An 11,441-nucleotide genomic window follows, 5' to 3' on the forward strand; every position below is an offset into this window, starting at 1 on the left:
GTTCTCTTGTCATTTTAACCTGTACAGATTGGGAAGTTAAACAAATAGCTTCAGTGCTATAACAAGGGTAACGGCGGAGGTTGTCAAGTAGTTTTTTTTCTACTGGATGACGTTATAACTTTTTTCCACTTTCGTCTGTCCGCTTTCTGTGTAGTGGAATTGGTGGTGCATCCCAGTTAGTAATTTTATAATTATAACCCACGCTTCCAGGCTTTTTTTGACCAAAAACCTCCTGCTTCCTTACGCCTTTTTCTCCCACTCATATAAAGCCATACGCGTCAAGTTAAGGAAAAGTGACATAAGGAGGGAAGAAGATGATATAAAAAACTATTTAAATATTAAGTAGTTAAGTTAATAATTTATCTTATTTTAGGTAAGAATTTCCTAAAAAATAAATGAAACAAATAAGACATCCTCTTTAAATGTTGTTATATTTTGCAGCATTTCCTTAACTTGACGCGTATGCTCATATAAAGCTGTCTCGCCAATTTTAAACCTTCTGGCAACACCTGCTACGCTTTCTCCTCAATACTTTCTATAAACCTTCAAATATTCTGGCACTATATTTTCAATTGACACTGGACGGATTTTTATTGTTTCAAGATCAGTTGATTTTTCGATTGAGCTACTCATCATAACTTTCACCTGATCTCTAGTAAGCATGGGGTTTGTATTACCGGTTATAGGCTTCAGCAACATAGAAATGATCCTACTTTCTAAGAAAAAAGCTATTAACTTTGCCATTGGAAAAGATACGTTGACTAACAAGCACTTTCTGTTAGTAACATTCAAAATAAACTTTAATAGGCTTTTAAAAGAATAGATCTTTGGTCCGCCTATATTGTAGATTTTCTTATCTTTTTTGTTAAGGTTGATGATACGATATACCACTTCAGCTAGGTCAGTTACACATATCGGCTGAAATTTAGTTGTTCCACCACCAATTAGCGGCAAAAAAGGAAGAATTGTCGCTAGCTTCGCAAATTTATTAAAGAAACTATCTTCTTTGCCAAATACAAGACTGGGCCTAATTATTATTGCTTCTGGAAATGCTGAAGTTACAGCTTTTTCACCTTCCAATTTACTTTGGGCATATTTTGACAGCTTGTTATTTTCTACCCCCATAGCAGAAAAATGTATCATCATGGGTACATTTTTTGTCTTTGCAGCTCTTGCTATTCTTTCAGCTATGCCAACATGAATGGCATAGAAATCATGCTTTTTTGTCTCATGTAATATTCCTACTAAGTTTATGACTGCATCACATCCCTCCATACTTTCCAAAATTGATTTTTCATTAAAAAAATCGCCTTTAAGTACTGATATTTGCCCTAAATTTCCACATAGTTTCAGGCAAGCAGCTTTTTCCTGGTCACAAGTAAATATTCTTATTAAATACCCCGCTGCTGCCAGGCGCCTTACGATGTGTTTTCCTATAAACCCTGTTCCACCAAAAATAACTATACGTTTTGTCACGATTAAAACTTCTAATAACTTAACCCTAAATTAATACAGTAGTTTTATTTAATATTCTACTATGAATCTCTGTACTATAAGATCCATTTTCATTCCACGTGAGCCTTTAACTAGAATTACATCATTACTCTGAACAATATTAGCTAAATCACTTTTCAATTGATTGGAATCATTAAAATGCGTGCCTTTTATATTGCTTGGCAAAAGCCTGTGCAATTCTAACATAAATTTACCGACTGTATAAACTTTACTCACACCACATTCTGCGATAAAATCAAGCAGCTCCGTATGAAATGCTACGCTTTCATTACCAAGTTCTAGCATATCGCCGAGTAATGCTACTTTTCTCCGATTAAAATATGTACCTAAAGCCCTTATTGCAGCTTTCATTGAAGCAGGATTGGCGTTATAGGAATCATCAATCAAATATACGCTCTTTCCATTGTATTCAGCTTTGTGAACGCTACCTCTACCTTTGGTTACACTAAAATTCTTAAGTGCAAGTGGTAATTTCGACAAATCAAGACCGAGACTTTGCACAACTGCTGCAACAGCCAACACAGAGTATGCAAAATGTTCGCCTTGCGCAGGTAAACTACAGTCTATGATCAGATTATTATTCAGTCTAATTTTTAAATCCAGCCTGCTATCGTTTCTTATTAGGTCTAATAAATGAACAGTAGCGCTTCTATCTTTACCAAAACTTATTATATCTCTATCGGCACGTGATGAGAGATAGTCATAATATTTATTATCTCTGTTCAAAACCAAAGTACCGTTATTTTTCATGCCATACAGAACTTCCAATTTTGCTTGTGCAATATCAAGTAGCGACGAAAAATTCTCAACATGTGCAGGCTCTACGTTGATAATAACCGCGATATCAGGATTACTAATCTTCGATAACTCTTTTATTTCACCAGCTTTATTCATTCCCATTTCAAGAATTAAGTACTGGCAACTTTCCGGAGCTTTCAGAACTGTCAAAGGCAATCCTATATTATTATTCAAGTTCCCTTCGTTTACATGAGACACTCCATATTGCGATAAAACAGTGTGCAGCATGTCCTTTGTAGTGGTTTTCCCGACAATACCTGTAATTGCAATAATTTTAGCATTAACAAGAACATTTCTAATGTAATATGATGCCATATCATGCAAAGCTTTGAGAGTATCTTGCACAACAATCAGGGGAAGATTTCTACATTTGCCTTCGCTTACTACTGCAGCTGCTGCCCCTTTTAAAAATGCTTCATGTAAAAAATCATGTCCATCAAAATTCTCTCCCTTGAGAGCAATAAATACATCACCTTCTTTTATGCTTCTTGTATCTGTTGAAATATTCGAGCTATGTACCCAATTACAACTATCCACTTTTCTTCCGCCAGTAGCATCGATGATATTATTTGCGTTCCACTTGAACATAATTTAGCCTTAAAGCAAATTGAACAATAAAAGTAGCGAAAATACTACATGCTTAAGAAAATTTGTAAATAATAGTTGCAATCCCTATGAATTCATCTTATAATAGATATAGAAGTTTAAATGTTTTCATTTATAATTTAGGGTATATTATAGTATTTGGTATGGGAATACTTAGGAGGTACGTATGGCAGATATCTGGGCTAAAATAGGCGGGGCAGTTAAAAAAGGGGCAAGAGCTACAAAAGACGTGTTTTTTCTTGTGCCTAAAGCACTCATTTACCCTATAAAGAAGCCGTTTGCTTCATGGGGTGAAACGAAACATGATGCCAAAGTTTCATTAAAGGAAGCTGTTGGTATGGATGTGCCTGAAAAAGAAAAGAAATATGACCCACCTATAGAAACAACAGAAGCTAGCAAGAATCTCGGCGTAGAAATAATAAGCTATAAAGATGGGAAAATAAAATTTTTAGCGTCAAGAACTTTGACGGGAGATATACCTTACTTGACGCCAGAACAATTAGATAAAATAAAAGAACTAAATCTAAATAAGGAAAATAAGCATTCAAGCATAGCTGTTTTTAAAGAAGAAAACAAAGTTGTAATTGAAGTTGATGTTGAGAAAATTACCAAAAAAATTAAAGATGCTTCTGAACACAAAGGAAAGAGTCCAGAGGAGATCAAAAAGCTTGTTATTGAAGGAATTTATGGTGAGGTTGATCGCAATCTCAAAGGCCTAGCAAAAATCACTGGTGGAGAGTTTAAAGTTCACACAGACCGAAAATTGCTATATGGTATTGCGGAAAAATTGTATCGAGAGTATGATAGTCAGGACAAATCAGCAGAAGCTGAAAAGTCACCAGAGCAGCCTTCAGAAACTGTAGTACCTAGTCATAAGAAACAACAGCTACCAGAAACAAAACTTATAGAACCTGCAAGTAATAAAAAGTCATCAGAGCAGCTATCAAAAATTGCAGTACCTAAAAAGCCATCAAACACTCTGGAATCCCTAGAGCCTAATGAGGTTATCACTCAAAACAATATGACCAATCCTTGGGAAATGTATCATGTAAAAGCTAAAAAAACTACTTTCAAAGATACGGAGTTACCACAACATATAGAAAACCAAGTGAGAAAATTTACTAGTAATGAGACTAGAAATTTTCTACGTTTTGAAGGAAATGCCTCTAATAATGAAACGAAGGAACCGTCATCTACGCCTTTTGTGAAAGAACAAGAAAAAAGAGGAAAATGACCTTAAAGTATGAGCAATGACAATTACGACGACGGTAACATTTTTGCTCAAATATTAAGAGGTGAGTTGCCTTGCGAGAAGGTGCACGAGAATGAGAGTGTGTTGGCATTTTATGATAAGTATCCTGACGCACCAGTTCATATTTTAGTCATACCAAAAAACCAGTATATTTCATATGACGATTTTATCCTAAAAGCCTCTGCAGAGGAAATTGTAAGTTTCTTTAAAACCGTAAGAGAGATAACACATAAATACAATCTAGAAAAAACAGGGTACAGATTAGTTACTAACTACGGTGAAAATGGAGAACAAGTTATACCACATTTTCACATGCATATTTTAGGTGGCAAAAGATTAGGAAAGCATGTAAGTTTGTAGTGTTGCTTTCTATATATTTTGTTAAATGAGTGAATATTTAACCATAGTAATTTTTATCTGCGTATCAATCATAGTATCTCTTACCCTGGGCGTGTTGCCGATGTTTCTTGCAGTGAGCAATCCTGATAGCGAAAAACTTTCTACATATGAGTGCGGCTTCAACCCTTTATCAAGAGCAAGAAAGAATTTTGACATTAAGTTTTACTTAGTTTCAATATTATTTATAATATTTGACTTAGAAATTGCTTTTCTTTTTCCTTGGGCTGTTTCTTTATCTAAAATAAGTTATTGTGGATTTTGGTCTATGCTGATATTTCTTGCAATACTCACTATAGGCTTTATCTATGAGTGGTGCAAAGGTGCATTAGAATGGGAGTAAGTTTATGACAGGTCAAATTCTATCTCACAATGATTGGGGTCGTTATAAGAAAGAAGGGTTTCTTGTCACTAAATTTGGTGATCTAATAGATTATATAATGAATTGGGCAAGATCTGGCTCATTGTGGCCAATGACATTTGGTCTTGCATGCTGTGCAGTGGAGATGATGCACACTGCGTCCAGTCGTTACGATCTTGATAGATATGGTATAATGTTTCGTGCAAGTCCAAGGCAAGCAGACGTTATGATTGTTGCTGGCACACTAACTAACAAAATGGCAGCGGCGTTGCGTAAGGTTTACGACCAAATGGCAGATCCGAAGTATGTTGTATCCATGGGAAGTTGCGCAAATGGTGGTGGTTATTATCATTACTCCTACTCAGTAGTCCGTGGTTGTGATAGAATTGTACCGGTTGACGTGTATGTTCCTGGATGCCCACCAACTGCCGAAGCGTTGCTATATGGGATGCTATGCCTACAAAATAAGATAAAACGAACTCAGAATGTACAACATGGGTAAAACTGCAAAGCATATACAAAAAAAGACCAAATGTGAATGCATTCAGCAAGGTGATGGTACTATTGTAATGTATTCAGCTTTAGATGATATTGAAAATCACTTACTCTTTCTGCGTGATGATGAGAAATGCAGGTTTGAATTATTAGTTGATATTTTTGGAGTTGATTATCCAGATAGAGAAAAACGTTTTGAGTTAATATACAACTTGCTCAGCATTGTGCATAACATCAGGGTACATATAAAGCTTCAGTTATACGAAAGTGATATGCCTCCAAGTGTGGCAAATATATTCAGTACAGCTTCATGGTTTGAGCGCGAAGTGTTTGATATGTATGGAATAGAATTCTCTGATCACCCCGATTTGCGTAGGATTCTAACGGATTATGGATTCAAAGGCTATCCAATGTTGAAAGATTTTCCTCTCACTGGCTATGAGGAAGTTAGGTATGATATAGAAACAAAAAAGGTTGTGTATAATCCTATAGACTTGCCACAGGATTTTCGGATGTTTGACAGTTTATCCCCTTGGGAAGGTAAAGCTACAAAAGTAAATATAAAGGAGTAGAAAATGACAGTACAAAAAAAAAAAATATCTTTGATTGGTGCAGGAAATATCGGTGGAACTCTTGCCCATATGGTTGCGCTCAGAGAGCTTGGTGACGTTGTTTTACTTGATATTAGTGATGGAATACCGCAAGGTAAAGCACTTGACATTGCGGAATCATCCTCTATTGACAGGTTCAATACTAGCATCACCGGCACAAATAGGTATGAAGATATAAAAAACTCCGATGCAATTATAATAACCGCTGGCATTGCAAGAAAACCAGGAATGAGCAGGGACGATCTCCTCCAAACTAATGCCAAAGTAATGAAAGAGGTTGGTGAAAACATTAAAAAATATTCTCCAAACGCGTTTGTAATAGTGGTTACCAATCCTTTGGATGCCATGGTTTCAGTGGTGCATAAATCTTCAAACATTCCAACTCACATGATTGTTGGAATGGCAGGAGTGCTTGATTCCTCTCGTTTTCGCTATTTTCTTGCAAGTGAGTTAAACATCTCAATTGAAGATATATCTGCTTTCGTGCTTGGAGGACATGGCGATACTATGGTACCACTAATTAATTGCGCTTCAGTTGCTGGCATTCCTCTTACCAAAATCATTGATATGGGTCTCATCACACAGGAAAAAGTTGATGAAATAGTCAAGCGTACTCGTAATGGTGGGAAAGAGATAGTTGATTTACTGAAGTCTGGGTCCGCGTACTATGCTCCTGCCTCTTCAGCCATATGTATGCTAGAATCATATTTAAAAGATAAAAGGCGTATACTACCATGTGCTGCTTATCTCAGTGGTAAATATGGCGTGAAAGACCTATTCATTGGCGTTCCTGTAATTATTGGAAAAAACGGAGTTGAAAAAGTCTTAGAGGTTAAAATGGAAGATAGTGAACAAGAAATGTTTAACAAATCTGTGAAAGCAGTGAAAGATTTAGTGAAGTCTCTTAGTTTATAAGTAAACTAATAATTTTGTAAAATTTCATTAAGCTTAAGTTTCGCAAACAGCCTAAAAAAGTTGCTTGTAGTTACCTCTGCTACTTTATGGGGTGATTCATCCCATAATTTCGCCAGGCAATTCACAACATATTTTACCATTGCCGGCTCGTTTTGTTTCCCTCTGTAAGGCTCAGGTGACAGATACGGTGCATCAGTTTCAACTAAAACACGCTCACGTGGTACATCCTGCGCAATTCCTCTCAATAAACTAGCATTCTTAAAAGTAATAATTCCAGAAAATGAAATATACAATCCCAAATCCATAGCTTGATAAGCAAGCTCTCTCGAAGAAGTAAAGCAGTGCATTACTCCACTAAAAGTGCCATTCTTCATTTCTGACTTTAACATATCAATCATTTCATCATCAGCATTTCTAGTGTGAATGACTAAAGGCAATCCAGTTATTCTTGCCGCCTCTATGTGCAATACAAAGCTTTTTTTCTGATTGCTTCTGTTATTAGATTTATAAAAATCTAATCCGGTTTCACCGATGCTAATTACTTTTTGATTTTCGGTAAATTCAACTAGTTCATCAACACGTATACACTCACCGCTTTCTACAGTATTATCAAGTGGATGCACACCAACAGAGGAGTAAACGTAATCATAGGATGAAGAAATTTTTAACAACTTAGGAACATCATCAATGCTCACGCATATATTATGTAAAACTTTTACATCATTTTGCTCTGCCCTCGAAATTACTTTCAGTATTTCATCATCAGAAAAATAAATCAAATGGCAATGAGAATCTACTATCATGAACTTATTATAATTTCCATTCAATAATAGAGGCTTTTATTTGAGAAAAAAACTCTTCTATCACTGTTTTATAAACTTCCTTTTTAAAGGATATAGCATTTGCTACCAAATCATCTGTACTTTGCCAACGCCATTCTTTAAACTCTGGATGATCAGTATAATTAATGTTAATGTCCTTATCCTCTCCACAAAACTTCATTAAGAACCATCTCTGCTTTTGGCCAGAATATCTCCCATTCCAACAAGTTGGTATAAATTCCTCAGGTAAGTTGTAGTATATCCAACCCTTACTTTCGGCTATAATCTCTGCTTTATCAGTGCCAACTTCCTCTAGCAACTCACGTAACACTGCCTGCTCCGACTCTTCACCATCATCAATCCCTCCTTGCGGCATTTGCCAGTAAAAGTCACTATCAAAGCGTTTTCCAACAAAGACGTGTCCCTGTTTGTTAAATAGCATTATGCCAACACAAGGACGATACTTATCTTTCTGTTCAATCATGAGTACGCTTTGTTAAATTATTTACAGAAGTGTTAACTAACTTTTTTCCATTATTCATCCTTTTAACAATTCTTTCTGCAACTTCCTTTGCACTCAAGTTCGAATTGTCAATTTCAAGTGAGCCTTCAGGTATAAATAACCTTTTTCCTCTAATCCTTTTTATGGCAAAATCTGAATCAGTAATTTTACCTTCCTGGCACCTCTCCTTTGATTCAACACGCCTTATTAGCTCTTCATTATTGCAATGTAATACTACAGGAAGAATTTCTACACCCATTTTTTTACCTAAATTCACCATTGAGCTGTATACTCTTTGGTCGTAGGAATCACCATCTATCAACTCATTTGTAAATATATAATGCTTTGATTTTATGTGATGTTCTCCCAGTACCGCTAGCATATTTTCTCTAACCGCAAAAATTTTTTCCCATAGGTCATCGGGAACTTCAGCATTTGGTAATTCAACCACGTTAAGTATGACATTGTTGAATAGATTATTACTTACTATCACTGCATCAATGATCTCACTCAGTTTTCGTGCAATAGTAAACTTACCACTACCTGGAAAGCCGATTAAGTAAACAAGAGTTTTGCTCATAATAAGTACACTATTAGGAACCCACCCTTAAGTTATATATAAAAGGATATGTATTGTATATACTGTTGCATCAAAAGCATGAACAATTTGGTCTTAGTAATATCAAAAATAGTTCATGTTTAGAAATTTTGAGTATATAATTATAAACAAATTATATAATTTAAGATGATGGCTGGTGTATCTGGTGATACAGAATTAATAAAAAACATGATTGTAAGCATCATAGATCAAAACAAAGGTCATGATATAGTCACTTTAGACGTGCAGAATAAAACCGTTCTTGCAAAATATATGATTATTGCATCCGGTGATTCGAGCCGCCACGTGAAAGCGTTAGCTGAGTATGTAATAAAGAGTCTCAAGCCACATGATAAAGCAGATGTGGAAGGTATGGATGAAGGCAATTGGGTAATTGTGAATTTTCAAGGTATAATGGTTCACATATTCAGACCGGAAGTAAGGGAGTATTATAAAATAGAAGAACTGTGGAATTAACTTTCTTTCATTTGTAAGACTCATAGATTAAAATCACTTTAATTGATGAAGGCAAACCATGAAACACAAGTCCGAATTTTTGAATTTTATCCAAGAAAGGGGGTACCTATACCAATGCACAAGCATCAAAGGATTAGACCAGTTATTATCACAGAATAATTATATCGTTGCATATATCGGGTTTGATTGCACAGCTCCGAGTCTTCATGCTGGTCATCTCATGCATATTATGATGTTCCGTCACCTACAAAAATTTGGTTATAAGCCGATAGTTTTACTCGGAGGCGGAACAACGAAAGTTGGTGATCCATCTGGTAAGGATAAGGCAAGAAGTGTCTTACCTATAAAAGATATCAACCAAAACATATCCGGCATAAAAAAAACACTCGAGAAAATGATATCTTTCAACGATGGAAAGACTGGTGCTATCGTAGTAAATAACGCAGATTGGCTAGATAGTATAAAATATATAGATTTTTTACGCGACGTAGGAGTGCATTTTTCTGTGAACCGTATGCTAAGTTTCGACAGTGTAAAAATTAGGCTCGATAGAGAGCAAAATTTAAGCTTTCTTGAGTTTAACTACATGCTGTTGCAGGCTTATGATTTTGTTGAATTGAATAAAAAGTATGGTTGCCGTTTGCAGATAGGGGGATCCGATCAATGGGGAAACATAGTAAATGGAATTGAGCTTGGCAAAAAGTTGAATTTACCTGAATTATTTGGTCTTACCACGCCTCTTTTATTAAACGCGCAAGGAAAAAAGATGGGTAAGACTGAAAGTGGAGCGGTATGGCTCGATGGCAATATGCTAAAGCCTTACGACTACTGGCAATATTTTCGCAATGTTGATGATCAAGATGTTGGGCATTTTTTGAGATTACTCACTGATTTGCCAATTGACGAGATTAAAAAACTAGAGTCTCTAAAGGATCAAGAAATAAATGAAGCGAAAAAAGTTTTGGCAACAGAAGTAACAAAAATATGTCATGGTGAAAAAGAAGCAGAACTTGCACAATCTGCAGCAGTCTCTGCTTTTGAGAATGAAGATAGTTCATTACTTCCTGATTATGTCATAACAAAAGAACAAGTTGCAAATGGCATACCCTTAGTAGATCTGCTACACAACACCGGTCTTGAAACTTCAAAAGGTGCTGCAAAGCGTTTAATACAGGGCAATGGATGTAAAGTTAATGATAATACTATAAACGATGTTAACTATATAATAAATTTCGAGAGCTTTAAAGGTCAGCCATTCATAAAGCTATCCGCAGGGAAGAAACGCCATATAAAAGTTGTGATGGGTTAAACTTTCTAATTTTTGTTATTGAAAAAGCAAATAAACACATCATAAATTTGCTTAAACATCCCATTATAGGCAAAGAGCGCTTTTTTCAATTTGTCTTTACTGCCATTGATATTTGGCACTAGATGCAATTAACGAATATCAGGTACGTAACATTATAAAATCATCTGCAGGACCATATAAAAGTCGTAGCGAGTTAATAATTTTTTATGAAAGAAAAGGTATGTTAGAAACTTGAAGGCTTCACAAAGGGGGTGAAAATGAGACTGTATCAAAGAGATACCGAATACCTGATTAAAGAACCTTACCTCTCCAGAGGAAGGGGTTATTTCAATAAAGGAAAAGTGCAGATTATATCTGTTAATGAATCTGAAAGCAAATCAAAAGTGGTTGGATCAACTGTATATCGGGTAACACTATGGTACAAAGGTCCACTCCTTGATGGAGAGTGTTCCTGTCCTGCATTTATGTATTATGGTCCGTGTAAGCATATGGCTGCAACAGGTTTTGCTCTGATCTACCTCAATAGAAAAAAATACAGGTCGTCTGTGCGCTCTGAACATGCTGGCAGACAAGTTTGCCTTAAAAGGCTTAAAAAACAAATCAGGAGTTTACTTCAATAATTGTTTGTTTAAGTAATCAACAAGACCAGTCCTGTCATCCAAGTAGCTATAGAAACGGATTAAATGCAAAATTTACTTGACAACCTTCGCCAGTCCCATTATTATAGTATTGAAGCTATTTGTTTAACTTCCCAATCTGTACAGGTTAAGATGACAAGGAATCCC

Annotated in this window: 15 protein-coding genes; 9 read left to right on the forward strand and 6 right to left on the reverse strand. The window is 35.7% G+C overall.

Going from position 1 to position 11,441, the window contains the following annotated elements; genetic code table 11:
- Window positions 1–112: 112 nt before the first annotated feature.
- The 3 genes from DM84_RS01905 to DM84_RS01915 form a co-directional block, all read right to left on the reverse strand.
- Window positions 113–259 carry a hypothetical protein gene (locus DM84_RS01905; protein ID WP_250778040.1) on the reverse strand — a complete coding sequence of 49 codons (147 nt, stop codon included), beginning with the start codon at window positions 257–259 and terminating at the stop codon, window positions 113–115.
- 266 nt (window positions 260–525) lie between these two features.
- Window positions 526–1,476 carry a complex I NDUFA9 subunit family protein gene (locus tag DM84_RS01910; RefSeq protein WP_250778041.1) on the reverse strand — a complete coding sequence of 317 codons (951 nt, stop codon included), beginning with the start codon at window positions 1,474–1,476 and terminating at the stop codon, window positions 526–528.
- 48 nt (window positions 1,477–1,524) lie between these two features.
- Window positions 1,525–2,901: a UDP-N-acetylmuramoyl-tripeptide--D-alanyl-D-alanine ligase gene (locus DM84_RS01915; protein WP_250778042.1), complete on the reverse strand. Its 1,377-nt coding sequence runs from the start codon at window positions 2,899–2,901 to the stop codon at window positions 1,525–1,527.
- Window positions 2,902–3,085: 184 nt separating this feature from the next.
- Here DM84_RS01915 and DM84_RS01920 point away from each other — a divergent pair, with 184 nt between their 5' ends.
- The 6 genes from DM84_RS01920 to mdh are packed head-to-tail and all read left to right on the forward strand — an operon-like array spanning window position 3,086 to window position 6,949.
- Window positions 3,086–4,153 carry a hypothetical protein gene (locus DM84_RS01920; RefSeq protein ID WP_250778043.1) on the forward strand — a complete coding sequence of 356 codons (1,068 nt, stop codon included), beginning with the start codon at window positions 3,086–3,088 and terminating at the stop codon, window positions 4,151–4,153.
- 9 nt (window positions 4,154–4,162) lie between these two features.
- Entirely contained in the window at window positions 4,163–4,531 is a 369-nt protein-coding gene (locus DM84_RS01925; protein ID WP_250778044.1) for an HIT domain-containing protein, read from the forward strand.
- 25 nt (window positions 4,532–4,556) lie between these two features.
- Window positions 4,557–4,910 (forward strand): NADH-quinone oxidoreductase subunit A, encoded by a 354-nt coding sequence (locus DM84_RS01930; protein WP_250778046.1) that lies wholly within the window; start codon window positions 4,557–4,559, stop codon window positions 4,908–4,910.
- A 4-nt stretch (window positions 4,911–4,914) separates the two neighbouring features.
- Window positions 4,915–5,430, forward strand: a complete 516-nt coding sequence (locus DM84_RS01935) for a NuoB/complex I 20 kDa subunit family protein (RefSeq protein WP_250778048.1) — start codon at window positions 4,915–4,917, stop codon at window positions 5,428–5,430.
- Entirely contained in the window at window positions 5,423–5,995 is a 573-nt protein-coding gene (locus tag DM84_RS01940) for an NADH-quinone oxidoreductase subunit C (RefSeq protein ID WP_250778050.1), read from the forward strand. Before DM84_RS01935 ends, DM84_RS01940 begins: the two co-directional genes overlap by 8 nt.
- 3 nt (window positions 5,996–5,998) lie before the next feature.
- Window positions 5,999–6,949, forward strand: coding sequence for a malate dehydrogenase (mdh, locus tag DM84_RS01945; protein ID WP_250778052.1), 951 nt, complete (start codon window positions 5,999–6,001; stop codon window positions 6,947–6,949).
- Between the two features lie 5 nt (window positions 6,950–6,954).
- Here mdh and DM84_RS01950 read toward each other — a convergent pair whose 3' ends face one another.
- From DM84_RS01950 to DM84_RS01960, 3 genes are read right to left on the reverse strand one after another with little or no spacing between them, the layout of a single operon-like run.
- Window positions 6,955–7,752, reverse strand: a complete 798-nt coding sequence (locus DM84_RS01950) for a TatD family hydrolase (protein WP_250778054.1) — start codon at window positions 7,750–7,752, stop codon at window positions 6,955–6,957.
- A 7-nt stretch (window positions 7,753–7,759) separates the two neighbouring features.
- On the reverse strand, window positions 7,760–8,254 hold the full coding sequence (locus tag DM84_RS01955) for an RNA pyrophosphohydrolase (protein WP_250778056.1): 495 nt from the start codon (window positions 8,252–8,254) through the stop codon (window positions 7,760–7,762).
- Window positions 8,247–8,852: an AAA family ATPase gene (locus DM84_RS01960; protein WP_250778057.1), complete on the reverse strand. Its 606-nt coding sequence runs from the start codon at window positions 8,850–8,852 to the stop codon at window positions 8,247–8,249. The genes DM84_RS01955 and DM84_RS01960 overlap by 8 nt, the downstream gene beginning before the upstream one ends.
- Before the next feature lie 168 nt (window positions 8,853–9,020).
- On the opposite strand from DM84_RS01960, the gene rsfS reads away from it, so the two are divergent.
- The 3 genes from rsfS to DM84_RS01975 all read left to right on the forward strand — a co-directional run bounded on the left by rsfS (window position 9,021) and on the right by DM84_RS01975 (window position 11,276).
- Window positions 9,021–9,347 carry a ribosome silencing factor gene (gene rsfS, locus DM84_RS01965; protein WP_250778059.1) on the forward strand — a complete coding sequence of 109 codons (327 nt, stop codon included), beginning with the start codon at window positions 9,021–9,023 and terminating at the stop codon, window positions 9,345–9,347.
- A 58-nt stretch (window positions 9,348–9,405) separates the two neighbouring features.
- The gene (gene tyrS / locus DM84_RS01970; RefSeq protein ID WP_250778061.1) at window positions 9,406–10,656 is read left to right on the forward strand and encodes a tyrosine--tRNA ligase; all 1,251 of its coding nucleotides are present in this window, start codon (window positions 9,406–9,408) and stop codon (window positions 10,654–10,656) included.
- 257 nt (window positions 10,657–10,913) lie between these two features.
- A complete protein-coding gene (locus tag DM84_RS01975) occupies window positions 10,914–11,276 on the forward strand; it encodes an SWIM zinc finger family protein (protein ID WP_250778063.1) in 363 nt (120 codons plus the stop codon).
- Window positions 11,277–11,441: the final 165 nt, after the last annotated feature.

This window comes from Wolbachia pipientis (assembly GCF_023661085.1).
In the GTDB taxonomy this organism is placed as follows: domain Bacteria; phylum Pseudomonadota; class Alphaproteobacteria; order Rickettsiales; family Anaplasmataceae; genus Wolbachia.